Here is a 15,382-nt window from a genome sequence, read left to right as displayed (position 1 = left end):
GATCAGGCGTGGGAGTGGGCCTCACCCCAGGACGGGAAGGGATCCGGGAACCGCAGCCAGGACTGCGGCCCGGATGCCAGCTCGGCATCGGTGAGCAGGGCCGAATTCAGCAGGTCTCGCACGTGCGGGCGGTCCAGGTGCACGCCGATGAAGACGATCTCCTGACCGGGTTGCATGTCCAGGGCGGTCCAGTACGCGGCCGGTTCGAAGGTCAGATTGGGTCCGGCCTGGGACCAGAGGGCGGCCAGATCGGGGCGGGTGGCCAGCCAGAAGAAGCCCTTGGAGCGCAGCAGGCGCTGCATTTGGGCGAGAGCGGACTCGAGGCGTTCGGGGTGGAAGGGGCGGTCGGCGGTGAAGGTGATGCTGCTGATCCCGTACTCCTCGGTTTCGGGAGTGTGGCCGCCGGCGAGTTCCTCGTCCCAGCCCTCGAATTGGGCGGCGATATCGGGGTTGTAGAGGCCGGTGCCGAGGATTTCCGACAGGTCCACCACGCCGTGCGCCGAGCGCACGATGCGGGCGGTGGGATTCAAACGGCGGATCGTAGCCTCCACGCTCCCAACGGCATTCGCGCTCACCAGATCGGTTTTGTTGAGCACCAGCACATTCGCGAACTCCACCTGATCCACCAGTAGGTCGGCGATGGTGCGCACATCCCCTTCGCCCGCTTGCATATTCCGCTCCGCCAGCGCCTGGCCCTTCACCACCTCGATGAGGAAGGTGGAGGCGTCGACCACCGTCACCATGGTGTCGAGCTTTGCGAGCTCGCCGAGTTTGAAACCGTCCTCGAATTCCCATTCGAAGGTGGCGGCGACCGGCATGGGTTCGGAGATGCCGGTGGATTCGATGACCAGATGGTCGAAGCGGCCCTCCCGCGCCAGCTTGCCGACCGATTCGATGAGGTCCTCGCGCAGCGTGCAGCAGATGCAGCCGTTGGTGAGTTCGACCAGTTTCTCCTCGGTGCGATCCAGGTGCCCCTGGCCGGCGACGAGTGCGGCGTCGATGTTCACCTCGCTCATATCGTTCACGATGACGGCCACGCGACGGCCCTCGCGGTTGGCGAGCAGGTGGTTGAGCAGGGTGGTTTTACCCGCGCCCAGGAAGCCGGAGAGCACGGTCACGGGCAGCGGGGCGAGGGGCTGGGCTGAGGTCATGCCGTAATGATAATGGTTTTCATTAGCCGTTGACGCTCGGGGCGCACGCAGGCCGGGACACGCAGGCCACCCCGGGTGCCGAACCACGTAGGGTCACGAATGTGGAACTGCTACCGCTCACCCCCAATGGCCAGACGCCGGTACGCGCGCTCACCATCGCCGGCACGGACTCCGGCGGCGGCGCGGGCATCCAAGCCGACTCGCGCACCATGGCGCTGTGCGGCGTGCACGCGTGCGTCGCGGTCGCCGCGGTGACCGTGCAGAACACCCTGGGCGTCAGCGGTTTTCATGAGATCCCCCCGCAGATCGTGGCCGATCAGGTCCGAACTGTGGTCAGCGATATCGGCATCGGGGCGGCCAAGACCGGGATGCTGGCCTCCACCGCCATCATCGAAGCGGTCGCCGGAGTGTGCCGGGAAGTCGGCATCGGCCGCGACGGAACCATTCCGCTCGTCGTGGATCCCGTCGCGGCCTCCATGCACGGCGATCCACTCCTGCACGCCGAAGCCCTGGACGCGGTGCGGCACACACTGATTCCGCTCGCCACCGTGGTCACCCCGAACCTCGACGAGGTCCGGCTGATCACCGGCATCGAGGTCATCGACGATGCCACCGCACGCAAGGCCGCCGAAGCCCTGCACGCCCTCGGCCCGCGCTGGGCCATCGTCAAGGGCGGCCACCTGCGCTCCTCCGAGCTCAGCACCGATCTGCTCTTCGACGGCGAAACCTTCCACGAACTGCCCGCCCGGCGCATCGCCACCGGCAACGACCACGGCGGCGGCGACACCCTCGCGGCCGCCATCTGCTGCGCCCTCGCCCACGGCTACCCGGTGCCGGACGCGGTCGCCTTCGCCAAGGAATGGACCTTCCGCTGTCTGGAAGCCTCCTACGACCTGGGCGCCGGCCACGGACCGGTGTCGCCGCTCTGGCGACTGCACCTCGGCTCCCAGTAACCTCCCAGCCAAGCACCAGGTGTGCTCGAGCGTGGTCGTCGAAGTTGGACACCATGATCGAGACAGCAATCGCCGTCGGGGCGGCGGAATCAACGGAGGCCGTGACCGCACCCATTGTGGACATTGTCGTTCCGGTCTACAACGAGGAACGGGATCTGGGGCCGTGCGTGCGGAGACTGCACGCGTTCCTCAGCACCACCTTTCCGTTCCGGGCGCGAATCACAGTGGCGGACAACGCATCCACCGATGACACCCTCGCCGTCGCGCGGATACTCGCGGCCGAACTGGACGGGGTGGAGGTGGTGCATCTGGATCGCAAGGGGCGAGGGCGGGCGCTGCGGGAAGTGTGGCAGCGGTCGGACGCGCAGGTGGTGGCGTACATGGATGTCGATCTTTCGACGGACCTGAACGCACTGCTGCCGTTGGTCGCGCCGCTGGTGTCCGGACATTCGGATGTCGCCATCGGGACGCGGCTGGCATCCTCCGCGCGGGTGGTGCGCGGGCCGAAGCGGGAGATCATCTCGCGTTGCTACAACCTGATCCTGCGGACCTCGTTGCAGGCGCGGTTCACCGATGCGCAGTGCGGGTTCAAGGCCATGCGCGGGCCGGTGGCGAAGCTGGTGTTGCCGCTGGTGGAGGACGGGGAATGGTTCTTCGATACCGAACTGCTGGTGCTGGCGGAGCGAATCGGGCTGCGGATTCACGAAGTGCCGGTGGACTGGATCGACGATCCGGACAGCCGGGTGGACATCGTCGATACGGCTCGTAAAGACCTGCAAGGGATTTGGCGGGTGGGGCGGGCGTTGACCACCGGGCGGTTGCCGATCAACGAGTTGCGGGAGGCGATCGGGCGGGAGCCATTGGTCGAAGGGGTGCCGCTCGGAATGGTCGGGCAGCTGGTGCGATTCGGGATCGTCGGAGTGGCGTCCACGCTGGCATATCTGGCGCTTTATGTTGCGCTGCAAGGGATTACCGGGGCGCAGATCGCCAACTTCGTGGCTTTGCTGGTCACCGCCATCGGCAATACGGCGGCCAACCGGGCCTTCACCTTCGGGGTGCGCGGGTCCACGCGGGCCGTCTCACACCACTTCCAAGGATTACTCATCTTCGGGGTCGGGCTGTTCCTCACCAGCGGATCACTGTTCGTGCTGCACCACTGGGCGCCGGAAGCCGAAGTGCATTTGGAGCTGCTGTTCCTGGTGCTCGCCAACCTGCTCGCGACGCTGGCTCGATTCGTCGGCCTGCGCTGGGTGTTCCGGCAGGCCGGGGCGCCCGGTGCGCGAAACGTTCCCGCCGTCGCGGAAGGAGTGAGCGAATGACCTCGACCTTGACCGAATCGCCCCGGACCTCGCCTTCGGCCGCAACGGCCGCGACCGGTATCGGTGACCGGCCGCGGTGGGAGCTGCCGGCGCTGGCGGTGCTGCTCATCGGAACAGCCGCCGCCTACCTGTGGAACCTGTCCGCCAACGGCTGGGCCAACTCGTTCTATTCCGCTGCGGTACAGGCGGGTTCGGTGTCGTGGAAGGCGTTCTTCTTCGGCTCCTCCGATGCGGCCAACTCCATCACCGTCGACAAGACGCCGCTGTCGCTGTGGCCGATGGAGTTGTCGGTCCGGATGTTCGGGCTCTCCAGCTGGGCGATGCTGCTGCCGCAGGTGCTGCTCGGCATCGGTTCGGTCGCATTGCTGTGGGCGACCGTGCGACGAAACTTCGGGGCCACCGCCGGACTGCTGGCGGGGTTCGCGCTCGCGGTGACTCCCGTTGCGGCGCTCATGTTCCGGTTCAACAATCCGGACGCCATGCTGGTGTTCCTCATGATCGCGGCGGCGTGGGCGATGACCCGCGCGGTGGCGGATGGACGATGGCGGTGGCTGGTGCTCACCGGGCTGTTCATTGGATCGGGGTTCCTGGCAAAGCAATTGCAGGTGCTGCTGGTGGTGCCGGCGCTCGCGCTGACCTACCTGGTCGCCGGTCCACCTCGGCTCGGCAAACGGATTCTGCAATTGTTCGCGGCCGGGGCTTCGATGATCGCCGGAGCAGGATGGTGGGTGCTCATCGCCCAGCTGTGGCCGGCTTCGGATCGACCGTATTTCGGTGGTTCGCAGCATAATTCGATCATCGAGCTGACCCTCGGATACAACGGGCTGGGACGCCTCAACGGTGAGGAGAGCGGGAGCGTCGGGCCCGGCGGCGAACTACCGGCCGGCGGGAACGGCATGTGGGGTTCCACCGGTATCGGGCGACTCTTCGAACCAGCACAGGGCGGTCAGATCGCCTGGTTGATCCCGGCCGCGCTCATCCTGCTCGCCGGTGCACTCCTGTTGCGCGGCAAGGCTCCTCGCACCGATGCGCGCCGGGCGTCCATGATCCTGTGGGGCGGATGGCTGCTGGTCACCGGGCTGACCTTCTCCTTCATGAAGGGCATCTTCCACCAGTACTACACGGTGGCCCTGGCCCCGGCCGTCGCGGTGGTGACCGCAGCGGGCGCGGTGTTGCTCTGGCGCGAACGCCACCGCCCGTGGATTCGAGTCGTCCTGGCTCTCGCACTCGCCGCGACCACCTTCACCGCCTGGATCCTGTTGTCCCGCAGCAGCACCTTCCTGCCCTGGCTGCGCTGGACCGTATTGATCGCGGGCATCATCAGCACCCTCGCTCTCCTCGTCCCGCTCCCCCGCAAAACAGCCATCGCGACGGCCTGCGCGGCAACGGTGATCGCCCTGGCCGGGCCGACCGCCTACACCGCGCAAACCCTCACCGCCGGGCACGCGGGCCCCATCCCCAGCGCCGGACCCAGCGTCGGCCACGGTTTCGGCGGCTTCGGCGGTGGACCCGGTGACGGTCGAAGCCGAACCGACGGCGCCGGTGCAGCGCCCGAGCGCGGCCAGCCGGGCGGCGGCATGATGGGTGGCGGACCGGTCGGCGGCATCATGGGCGCGAGCAAGCCGAGCGATGCGGTGACCGCGCTGCTCGCCACCGACGGTGACAACTACACCTGGGTGGCGGCCACCGTAAGTTCCAACAGCGCAGCCGGATTCCAGCTGGCGACACAGTTGCCGGTCATGCCCATCGGCGGATTCAACGGCAGCGACCCCTCCCCCACCCTCGCCCGATTCCAGCAGTACGTAGCGGAAGGACAGATCCACTACTTCGTCGCCGGCTCCCAACCGGGCCGGGAACGCGACGGCGGATCAGCGAATACCAGTTCGCAGATAACCCAGTGGGTGAAGGACCACTTCGCCTCCCGGGAGGTGGACGGGGTCACCCTCTACGACCTCACCACCCCGCTCCCCTGAAATGTCGAGATCATCCGGCGGAAGGCGACTTCCGCCGGATGCTCGCGTCCTACCCTGAAACAAGCATCGGACCAGCGAGTTTCAGGGACTCCACATGACCCCTCCCATGCCCCTCAGCGACGAACACCGAGAAGCTTTCTGGCGCACCGTCGGCTGGCGTCCAGACCTCCCCGACCAGGAGCGCGAGCACATAGAGCGCTGCTGGGACGACCAATCCATCGAACTGGCCGAGGCTTTCGGCTTCTGATCGGTCCGGCGTATTCCTAGGATCAGTGAATCATCACCGATTCACATGGGGGTTCGCCGCTTTGACCTATCCACCGCATGCACGGCGACATCGCCGATCGGCCATGATCTTCGGGCTGGCCACCGCATTGATCGTCGCAGCGGGCGCAACAGCATATTTCCTGATGAATCGGGCAGACGAGCCCGAGCAGGTCGCCCGAGGCGGGTTCGATAATCCGCTCTCGCTCGACCCCTGCTCGTACATCGAACCGAAGACATTCGCCGCCGTCGCGGACCGAGCGCCCCAGGGCGGTCCGTGGGTCCGCGTGCGGCCCGCCGGCTTCAGCATCTGTACGGCGGAGGTGATGCACTCAGGCCTTCCTGTCACCATCAACCTGGAGGCCAGGCATTTCGAGTCGCACGAAACCTCCTACACCGCAACGAAAACCACGAAACGCGGATCTGTCGAGATAGCCGATCTCGGCAGCAATGGACTGGAACACTGCCCGCAATTGCTCATCCGTCCGGATGGGGCCGCCGTCCGGCTGTCGGCGTCCATGGATTCACCGCGTGGCGCGAACACCCGTGAAACAGTATGCGAGATCCGCGATGCCGCCACCGACGCGGCGGTATCGGCACTCACCCGCGGTTCCGCGAAAAGCCTCGAATACCCCGCCGATTCACTCGCCGGCATCTCCCCCTGCTACCGCTTCACCGCCGCGAACCTCCAGTCCACCGTCGGCCAGTCCCCGGTGACCAAGCACCCATCCGAATTGCCGTACACCTGCGAATGGGAAGTCGGCAACGCCACCGTCCACCTCGAAATCGGTCTGAAACCGAAATCCGAAACCGGTGGATTCGGCGACGAAACACTCGAAGGCCATCAAGCCAACGCCATGCAATTGAACACAACCGAGTGCATCGTCCAGACCCTCGGACGCGGTTGGGAACCCTGGCCGGGCAGCCACGCCAACTATCCCGGCGGCACCGACGCCGACTCCGCGGCCTACGTCGAATTGGCTACGCTCAGTGTCCGGGGAACCACGGATGACGGCTGCGGCAAGGCCGCAGCACTTGCGACCATCCTGTGGCGACAACTGCCGAAGGCGTAGGAGGCCCACCCCGGTTTTCGCGGCAGGCGCCAGGGAAGACGAATTCCTATGATCGAGTGATCGATTCGTACTCGGCAGGGGGTTCGCCGCTATGTCCGAACCACAGCAAGAACCCGACACCGGTTCCGGGCAGTCGCCGTGGGCGCGGTCCGATGCTCAGCCGCAGTACGCGGTGGAGATCGGGCCGCCTGCCTACATCGAGCCGCCGCTCCCGGCCGCAGCACCGGAAGGTGTAGCGCCGCAACCCGACTCGAGGAGGTCCAGCGCTGCTCCGCCGAAGCGCAGGACGGCCCTGATGCTGGGTGCGGTCGGAGTGCTGCTGGTAGCGGTGGCCGGCACGGCGGTGATGGCCGGTACGCGGGGCGAAGACCGAAGCACTTCCGCCGCGACTGCTTCCGCGAGTGCCAGTAGCTGGGCAGGCGGGGGATTCGATGATCCGGCGTCCATCGACCCTTGTTCGTTCGTCGAGCCGTCGATGTTCGCGGGGGTCGCGGCGAAGAGTTCGGGGGGCGTGCCGGAGGTGCGGATCGAGCCGGAGAGTTTCTCCGGGTGCGCGGTGGAATTGGGGTTGGGTGGAACACGGCCCGGGGTGACGGCGAAGTTCGATATCGCGCGGCTGCCCGCGGAATTTCTGGCGCGGTATGCCGATCTTCCGATGGTTCAGCATGGTCCGGTGAAGACCACCGATGCCGGTGCGGTCTCGGCGGAGGAGTGCGGGCAGTTGATCCTGCGCGGCGACGGGGTCGGGGTGATCCTGTCGGTGACCGCCGCGGGGGCGCATGGCACTGTCTCCGAAACCCTGTGCAAGGTACGCGATATCGTGAGCGAGGCGGCCGTCGCCGCGTTCACCGGCAATACGGCGAAGCGCATGAGATATCCGTCCGATTCGGTGGGCTGGGCCGATCTTTGCGCATTGTTGAGCGAGTCCGAGCTGCGGTCGGCGACGCGGGCGAGTTCGGCTGCCGCCGAAGACGATTCGATCGCCTATCACTGCCGCTGGAAGGCCGATCAGGCCGTCATCAATCTGCATGCCGAGCTGGCCGGGCGGTCGCAGCCCGTACCGGGCGGTGCTACGGCGATCATCGCGGGCCGGAAAACGGTGGTTGAGGACGATCCGGCGGGGCGATGCGTGCTGACGCTCACGGGGCGTTCGTGGGAGCCGTGGTCGGGCACCCATTTCGACTATCCGGACGCCGCCGACGACAGTGCGTCACGGTTCGCGGAGCAGATCACGCTGATCGTCTACAACGGGAAGGACTCCTGCGTCGCGGCGAAAGCCCTGGCCGCGACTGCTTGGCCGAAACTGCCGCACTGATCAGTGCGCAGCGTTCAAAGCCGTGTGCAGGGTGGCGGCCCACTGCTGGACGATGTCCTTGCGGCGCAGGGAGTCGTCGGTGAGGACGTCCGCCAGGCCGAGGCCACGGGCCATGTCGAGGGTGGCTTGGACGAGGTGGTGGGCGACCGGGTCTTTGTCGTCCACGCCGAGGGCTTCGACGGCCAAGCGGTGCTGGGTGCGGCCGAAGTGGGCTTCCAGCGGGACTATTCGTTCGCGTAGGACCGGGTCGGCGGCGGCGTGGGTCCAGACCTGGAGGGCCGCTTTGAAGAAGGGGGTGGTGTAGCCCTCCACCAGCGAGGTGACCACGGCTTCGGTGCGGCCCACGCCTTCGGCGATCTCGTCGATGGACTTGGCCTCCGTCATGGCTTGAACCATGCGGGTTTCGAACATGTACTCGAGGGCGGCGGTGATCAGGTCCTCACGGGTGGGGAAATGATGCTGGGCCGCGCCTCGGGACACCCCGGCGCGTTCGGCGACCACGGCCACCGTGGCGGCTGCCCAGCCGTTCTCGGCCAGGCAGTCGATGGTGGCCTCCAGCAGCCGCTGCCGGGTGGCCCGGCTGCGGTCCTGCTTGGGTTCGTGGGGTGTCGCCATGGGGGCTATTCTGCCCAGTTCGGTGGACGCTTCTGAAAGAAGGCCGTCATGCCCTCGATCACCTGGGGGGTTCCGAAGAAACCGGCCGAGCGTTTGGCCAGGTCCTCCGCCGCGCGATCGAAGGCGATGAGCAGGTCGGCGTTGACCAGGCGCTTGGATTCGGCCAGGCCCTGGGGAGCGCCCTTGCGGAGTTCACCGCAGAGCCGGGCGGTCTCGATCGCCGGGTCTTCGGCCGCCACCGTGATGAGGCCGATGCGTTCGGCTTCGGCGGCGTCGAAGGTCTCGCCGGTGCTGAAATAGCGGGCTGCCGCACGGGCGGACAGGCGCGGGAGCAGCGGGAGCGAGATCATGAAGGGAGCCAGGCCGATACGGACTTCGGTGAGGCCGAAGCTGCTGCTGGTGCCCGCCACCGCGATGTCACAGGCGGCGAGGATGCCCATGCCGCCCGCGCGGACATTACCGTTCACCTGTGCCACAACGGGTTTCGGCATCTCCAGGATGGTGCGCAGGACCGAGATCATCCAGCGGGTGCGGATGTCGGCGGCGGCGGCCGGGTCGGCGTCCAGGGTTTCCTTGAGGTCCGCGCCCGCGCAGAAGGTGTTGCCGGTGTGGGTCAGGATGACGCCGCGCACCGCGTCGTCGGCGGCCGCCTGCTCCAGACCCGCGAGCAGTTCGGTGATCAACCGCGAGGACAGCGCATTGCGGTTGTGCGGGGAATCCAGTGTGAGAGTGGCGAATCCGTCCGCTACCGCGTAGCGGACGAACGGGCCCTCGGGCGCTTCGCTCATCAGTAGGACCTCGGGAGGCCGAGGGAGTGCTGGGCGACGAAGTTCAGGATCATTTCGCGCGAGACGGGGGCCACGCGGGCGATGCGGGAGGCGGCGAGCATGCCCGCCAGACCCACATCCGAGGTCAGACCGGCGCCGCCGTGCGTCTGGATCGCCTGATCGAGTGCCTTGATACTCGCTTCGGCCGCAGCGTATTTCGACATATTGGCGGCTTCGGCGGCCCCGAAGTCGTCACCGCTGTCGTAGAGGAACGCGGCCTTCTGCATCATCACCTTGGCCAGCTCGAGTTCGATCTTCACCTGGGCGAGCGGATGCGAAATGCCCTGGTGCGAACCGATCGGCGCACCCTTCCACACCGCGCGCTCCTTGGCGTACTTCACCGCCTGATCGATGGCGTAACGCCCCATGCCGACCGCCATCGCCGCACCCATGATGCGCTCGGGGTTCAGGCCCGCGAACAGCTGCGCGATGGCCGCGTCCTCCTGGCCGACCAGCGCGGTCGCGGGCAGGCGCACGTCATCGAGGAACAGCGTGAACTGGTTGTCCGGCTCGATGATGTCCATTTCCTGCTTCGTCTTGATGAAGCCGGGGGCATCGGTGGGGACGATGAACAGGGCGGGCTGGAGATTGCCGGTCTTGGCGTTCTCGGTGCGCGCCACGATCAGCACCGCCTCGGCCTGATCCACGCCGGAGATGAAGATCTTGCGGCCGTTGAGGATCCAGTCCTCGCCATCGCGGCGGGCGGTGGTGGTGATCTTGTGCGAGTTGGAGCCCGCGTCCGGCTCGGTGATGCCGAAGACCATCTTGCCCGAGCCGTCGGCCAGCTTGGTCAGCCAGTGCTGCTTCTGCGCCTCGGTGCCGTACTTGGTGATGATGGTGCCGCAGATGGCGGGCGAAACCACCATGAGCAGCAGGCCGCAACCCTGCGCGGCCAGCTCCTCCTGCACCAGCGCGAGCTCGTAGATGCCCGCGCCACCGCCGCCGTACTCCTCGGGCAGGTTCACGCCCAGGAAACCGAGTTTGCCCGCCTCGTCCCACAATTCGTCGAACGGCTCGTTGCGGCGGGCCTTGGGACCGGCGTAATCGCGGAAGTTGTATTTGGCGGCGAGCTTCGCGACGGCGGCCCGCAGCGCCTTCTGTTCGTCGGTTTCGATGAAGCTCATTGCCTACTCCTGGTTTTCAGCGTCGTCGGACTGGACCACGGCGAGGATTGCGCCGACTTCGACCTGCTGGCCTGCGGTTACGTTGAGTTCGGTGAGAGTGCCCGCGGCGGGGGCCGCGATGGTGTGCTCCATCTTCATCGCCTCCAGCCACAGGATGGGCTGGCCCTTCTCGACCCGGCTGCCGACCTCCGCGCCCACGCGGATGACCGCGCCCGGCATCGGTGCGAGCAGCGAGCCCTCGGCGACCTGATCGGCCGGATCCTCGAAGCGCGGCAGGCGGCGCACGGCCACCGGGCCGAGCGGGGAATCGACCGCGACCAGGTCACCGTAGCGGGCGACACGGAAAGTGCGGCGAACCTTGCCGCGCTCCCCCGGCACCAGCAGCGTGACGGAATCCGGTGTGGCATCCAGCAATTCGAGGCCGTCGATGCCCTCCACCTCGAGGCCGGCACGGGTGATGCGGTAGCGCACCTCGTGCTTGCCGGTGAGGCGGCTGTCGTAGGACTTGGACTGGCTCTGCGACGGCAGATTGCGCCAACCGGACGGCAACCCACGGCCGACCCGCGCCGACTTCCGGTTGGCGGCGGCATCGGCGAGCGCGGCGGCCACGATCGAGAGCTGCTCGTCAGCCTCGGAAACCAAAGGCGCGGAGAGCTTTTCCAGGCCGTGCGTGGCGAAGAAGGCGGTATCGGTGTCGCCCGCCAGGAACGCCGGATGCCGCAGCACGCGCACCAGCAGGTCCCGGTTGGTGACCAGGCCGTGGATTTCGGCGCGCTGCAAGGCCGATGCCAGCAGATGCGCTGCCTCGTCCCGGGTTTCGGCGAAGGAGATGACCTTCGAGAGCATCGGATCGTAGTGCACGCCGACCACGGAACCGTCCACCACGCCGGTGTCCAGACGCACGCCCGGTTCGGTCAGGACGGTGAATTCGCCTGCGGTGCCGGGGATATCGAGCTTGTGCACGGGGCCCGACTGCGGCTGCCAATCGTGCGCGGGATCCTCGGCATACAGCCGCACCTCGATGGCATGCCCGCGCATCTCCGGCTGCTTCGCCGGCAGCGGGCGACCCGCCGCCACCTGCAACTGGAGGCGCACCAGGTCCAGGCCGGTGACCTGCTCGGTGACCGGATGCTCCACTTGGAGACGGGTATTCATCTCCAGGAAGAAGAAGTCGCCCTTCTCGTCGGCCAGGAATTCGACGGTGCCCGCACCCTCGTAACCGATGGCCTCCGACGCCAGCTTCGCGGCCTCGAACAGCCGCGCCCGCATGCCGTCGATCTTCTCGACCAGTGGGGACGGGGCCTCCTCCACGACCTTCTGGTGGCGGCGCTGAATCGAGCATTCGCGTTCGCCGACCGCCCACACCGTGCCCTGGGTGTCGGCCATGACCTGCACTTCGATGTGGCGGCCGGTCTCCAGGTAGCGCTCACAGAAGACGGTCGGATCACCGAAGGCGGACTGGGCTTCCCGCTGCGCGGCCTCGATCTGCGGGGTCAGGTCGGCCAGCTCGCGCACCACGCGCATACCGCGGCCGCCGCCGCCCGCCGACGCCTTGATCAGCACCGGCAGCAGGTCGGCGGTGACCTCGGCGGGGTCGAGCTGCTTCAGAACGGGCACACCGGCGGCGTCCATCATCTTCTTGGACTCGACCTTGGAGCCCATCTGCTCGATGGCGGTGACCGGCGGGCCGATCCAGGTCAGCCCGGCATCCTGCACCGCCTTGGCGAATTCGGCGTTCTCGGAGAGGAATCCGTAGCCCGGGTGGATCGCGTCGGCGCCGGCGGCCAGCGCGGCCTCGATGATCAGCTCAGCGCGCAGGTAGGTTTCGCCGGGAGTGTTGCCCGGCAGGCGAATCGCCGCGTCCGCCTCGGCCACATGCGGGGCGTTGGCATCGGCATCCGAGTACACCGCGGTCGTCGCGATACCCATCCGGCGGCAGGTGGCGAACACCCGCCGGGCGATCTCGCCGCGATTGGCGACCAGAACGTTCGTGATCTCCATACTCGGCCTCACATCCGGAAGACGCCGAAGCCCTCGGCGCCCTTGATCGGGGAATTGTGGATGGCGGACAAGGCCATTCCCAACACCGTGCGGGTATCGCGGGGGTCGATGACGCCGTCGTCGTAGAGGCGGCCCGACATGAACATGGGCAGCGATTCGGCCTCGATCTGCGCCTCGATCATGGCGCGCAGACCGGCGTCCTGCTCCTCGTTGAACGGAATCCCGCGTGCCTCATTGGCCGCCCGGCCCACGATGGAGATGACGCCCGCCAGCTGCGCACCACCCATGACAGCGGATTTCGCACTGGGCCAAGCGAATACGAAGCGCGGATCGTAGGCACGACCGCACATGCCGTAATGGCCCGCACCGTAGGACGCACCCATGAGCAGCGAAATGTGCGGCACCTTCGAGTTCGACACCGCGTTGATCATCTGCGCGCCGTGCTTGATGATGCCCTTCTGCTCGTACTCCTTGCCGACCATGTAGCCGGTGGTGTTGTGCAGGAACAAAAGTGGCGTATTCGACTGGTTCGCCAGCTGGATGAACTGGGTGGCCTTCTGCGCTTCCTCGGAGAACAGCACGCCGCGCGCATTGGCGAGGATGCCGACCGGGTAGCCGTGCAGTTCCGCCCAGCCGGTGACCAGACTGGAGCCGTAGAGCGGCTTGAACTCGTCGAAGTCCGAACCGTCCACCACGCGGGCGATGACCTCGCGCGGATCGAACGGGATCTTGAGGTCGGTCGGCACGATGCCGAGCAGTTCCTCCTGGTCGTAGAGCGGCTCGATGATCTCCTCGATCGGTCGCGCCGCCGGACCCTGCTTCTGCCAGTTCAGCCGCTTCACGATGGAGCGGCCCAGGCGAATCGCGTCCTGCTCGTCCACGGCCAGGTAGTCCGCGAGACCCGAAGTGCGGGCGTGCATTTCCGCACCGCCCAGGGATTCGTCGTCGGACTCCTCACCGGTGGCCATCTTGACCAGCGGCGGACCGCCCAGGAACACCTTGGAGCGATCCTTGATCATGACCGTGTAGTCGGACATGCCCGGGATGTACGCGCCGCCCGCGGTCGAATTGCCGAAAACCAGTGCGATGGTGGGGATTCCGGCCGCCGACAAACGAGTCAGGTCCCGGAACATGCGCCCGCCGGGGACGAACACCTCTTTCTGCGTGGGCAGATCCGCGCCGCCGGACTCCACCAGGCCGATCACCGGCAGGCGGTTCTCCAGCGCGATGTCGTTCATGCGCAGGGTCTTGCGCAGCGTCCACGGGTTCGAGGTGCCGCCGCGCACCGTCGGATCCGGTGCGGTGATCATGCACTCGACGCCCTCGACGATGCCGATGCCCGCGATGACGCTCGCACCCACATGGAAGTCACTGCCCCACCCGGCCAGCGGGGCCAGCTCCAGGAACGGCGAATCCTCGTCGAGCAGCAGCTCGATGCGCTCGCGCGCGGTCAGCTTGCCGCGCTTGCGATGCCGCGCCATCTTGTCCGGACCGCCGCCTGCGATGTTCTTGGCGTACTCGGCCTCCACCTCGGTCAACTTGGCGGTCATGGCTTCGGCGGCCGCCTGATAGTCGGCCGATTTCGGATCTACGGTGCTACGCAGAGTGGTCAAGACTGGAACCCCAATCGCTTGGCCGCGAGGCTGGTCAGGATTTCGTTGGTGCCGCCGCCGATACCGAGAATGCGAACGTCCCGGTAGTGGCGCTCGACCTCGGACTCACGCATGTAGCCGAGCCCGCCGAAGAGCTGAACCGCCTGGTGGGCAACCCATTCGGCGGTCTCCACGGCGGTGTTCTTGGCGAAGCACACCTCGGCGATGAGATCGGTCTCGCCCTGGGCGGCACGGTCCACCACATGATGGGTGTAGACGCGGGCCACATCGATGCGGCGCGCCATCTCCGAGAGGGTGTTCTGCACGGCCTGGCGGCTGATCAGCGGGCGGCCGAAGGTTTCGCGGTCGCGGCACCATTGCAGGGTGAGGTCCAGGCAGCGCTGGGCGTGACCGTACGCCTGGGCGGCGAGGCCGACACGTTCGCTCACGAAGGCCGTGGCGATCTGGGCGAAGCCGGAGTTCTCCGCGCCGACCAGGTTCGAAACCGGCACGCGCGCATCGACATAGGAGAGTTCGGCGGTGTCGGAGGCCAGCCAGCCCATCTTCTCCAGCTTGCGGCTGACGGTGAAGCCGGGCGTGCCCTTCTCGACGACGAGCAGCGAGACGCCGGCCGCGCCGGAGCCGCCGGTGCGCACCGCCGTTACCACGTAATCGGCGCGCACGCCGGAGGTGATGAAGGTCTTGGAGCCGTTGACGATGAACTCGTCGCCGTCGCGTACCGCGGTGGTGCGCAGGTGGCCGACATCGGAACCGCCACCCGGCTCGGTGATCGCCAGGGAACCGATCTTCTCGCCCGCCAGGGTCGGCTTCACCCAGCGCTCGATGTGCTCCTGATTCCCGGACGCGACGATGTGCGGCACCGCGATCCCGCAGGTGAAGAGCGAGGCGAACAGGCCGCCCGAGCAGCCCGCGTAATGCAATTCCTCGCACACGATGGCGGCGTCGATACCGTCACCGCCGGAACCGCCGACCTCTTCGGGGAACTGGATGCCCAGCAGCCCCAGCGCGCCCGCCTTCTTGTGCAGCTCGCGCGGGATCTCGCCGCTCCGTTCCCAATCGTCCAGATACGGGAGCACTTCCCGCTCGGCGAAACCACGCACGGTAGCCCGCAATTCGCGACGCTCCGGCGTGGTCCAGGGATTCACGTATCCGGT

13 protein-coding genes are annotated in these 15,382 nt (G+C 67.1%); 6 read left to right on the top strand and 7 right to left on the bottom strand.

What is annotated here, in order from left to right:
• Nucleotides 1–2: 2 nt before the first annotated feature.
• Nucleotides 3–1,151, bottom strand: coding sequence for a GTP-binding protein (locus NI1_RS35785; protein ID WP_067830578.1), 1,149 nt, complete (start codon nucleotides 1,149–1,151; stop codon nucleotides 3–5).
• 101 nt (nucleotides 1,152–1,252) lie between these two features.
• On the opposite strand from NI1_RS35785, the gene thiD reads away from it, so the two are divergent.
• The 6 genes from thiD to NI1_RS35760 all read left to right on the top strand — a co-directional run bounded on the left by thiD (nucleotide 1,253) and on the right by NI1_RS35760 (nucleotide 8,048).
• Nucleotides 1,253–2,104, top strand: a complete 852-nt coding sequence (gene thiD / locus NI1_RS35780) for a bifunctional hydroxymethylpyrimidine kinase/phosphomethylpyrimidine kinase (RefSeq protein WP_067830576.1) — start codon at nucleotides 1,253–1,255, stop codon at nucleotides 2,102–2,104.
• A gap of 53 nt (nucleotides 2,105–2,157) precedes the next feature.
• On the top strand, nucleotides 2,158–3,423 hold the full coding sequence (locus tag NI1_RS35775; RefSeq protein WP_067830573.1) for a bifunctional glycosyltransferase family 2/GtrA family protein: 1,266 nt from the start codon (nucleotides 2,158–2,160) through the stop codon (nucleotides 3,421–3,423).
• Complete coding sequence (locus tag NI1_RS35770) at nucleotides 3,420–5,396, top strand: ArnT family glycosyltransferase (protein WP_067830570.1); 1,977 nt, start codon at nucleotides 3,420–3,422, stop codon at nucleotides 5,394–5,396. The genes NI1_RS35775 and NI1_RS35770 overlap by 4 nt, the downstream gene beginning before the upstream one ends.
• A 94-nt stretch (nucleotides 5,397–5,490) precedes the next feature.
• Nucleotides 5,491–5,643, top strand: coding sequence for a hypothetical protein (locus NI1_RS38610; RefSeq protein WP_169815692.1), 153 nt, complete (start codon nucleotides 5,491–5,493; stop codon nucleotides 5,641–5,643).
• A 163-nt stretch (nucleotides 5,644–5,806) separates the two neighbouring features.
• Nucleotides 5,807–6,733, top strand: a complete 927-nt coding sequence (locus NI1_RS35765; protein ID WP_157535527.1) for a hypothetical protein — start codon at nucleotides 5,807–5,809, stop codon at nucleotides 6,731–6,733.
• A gap of 91 nt (nucleotides 6,734–6,824) precedes the next feature.
• Nucleotides 6,825–8,048, top strand: a complete 1,224-nt coding sequence (locus NI1_RS35760) for a hypothetical protein (protein ID WP_067830564.1) — start codon at nucleotides 6,825–6,827, stop codon at nucleotides 8,046–8,048.
• Here the strand turns inward: NI1_RS35760 and NI1_RS35755 are convergent, their stop codons facing one another.
• From NI1_RS35755 to NI1_RS35730, 6 genes are read right to left on the bottom strand one after another with little or no spacing between them, the layout of a single operon-like run.
• Nucleotides 8,049–8,663 carry a TetR/AcrR family transcriptional regulator gene (locus NI1_RS35755; protein ID WP_067830561.1) on the bottom strand — a complete coding sequence of 205 codons (615 nt, stop codon included), beginning with the start codon at nucleotides 8,661–8,663 and terminating at the stop codon, nucleotides 8,049–8,051. It abuts the gene before it with no gap.
• Nucleotides 8,664–8,668: 5 nt separating this feature from the next.
• Nucleotides 8,669–9,451: an enoyl-CoA hydratase family protein gene (locus NI1_RS35750; protein WP_067830558.1), complete on the bottom strand. Its 783-nt coding sequence runs from the start codon at nucleotides 9,449–9,451 to the stop codon at nucleotides 8,669–8,671.
• Nucleotides 9,451–10,614, bottom strand: coding sequence for an acyl-CoA dehydrogenase family protein (locus NI1_RS35745; RefSeq protein ID WP_067830555.1), 1,164 nt, complete (start codon nucleotides 10,612–10,614; stop codon nucleotides 9,451–9,453). The genes NI1_RS35750 and NI1_RS35745 overlap by 1 nt, the downstream gene beginning before the upstream one ends.
• A 3-nt stretch (nucleotides 10,615–10,617) precedes the next feature.
• Nucleotides 10,618–12,615 (bottom strand): acetyl/propionyl/methylcrotonyl-CoA carboxylase subunit alpha, encoded by a 1,998-nt coding sequence (locus NI1_RS35740; protein ID WP_067830552.1) that lies wholly within the window; start codon nucleotides 12,613–12,615, stop codon nucleotides 10,618–10,620.
• Nucleotides 12,616–12,623: 8 nt separating this feature from the next.
• A complete protein-coding gene (locus tag NI1_RS35735; protein ID WP_067830549.1) occupies nucleotides 12,624–14,228 on the bottom strand; it encodes an acyl-CoA carboxylase subunit beta in 1,605 nt (534 codons plus the stop codon).
• Complete coding sequence (locus tag NI1_RS35730; RefSeq protein ID WP_067830719.1) at nucleotides 14,225–15,373, bottom strand: acyl-CoA dehydrogenase family protein; 1,149 nt, start codon at nucleotides 15,371–15,373, stop codon at nucleotides 14,225–14,227. Before NI1_RS35730 ends, NI1_RS35735 begins: the two co-directional genes overlap by 4 nt.
• Nucleotides 15,374–15,382: the final 9 nt, after the last annotated feature.

Source organism: Nocardia inohanensis NBRC 100128 (genome assembly GCF_001612945.1).
Taxonomy (GTDB): Bacteria; Actinomycetota; Actinomycetes; order Mycobacteriales; family Mycobacteriaceae; genus Nocardia; species Nocardia inohanensis.
Note: the sequence above shows the minus strand (reverse complement) of the source record. Positions and strands in the feature narration are given on the sequence as shown.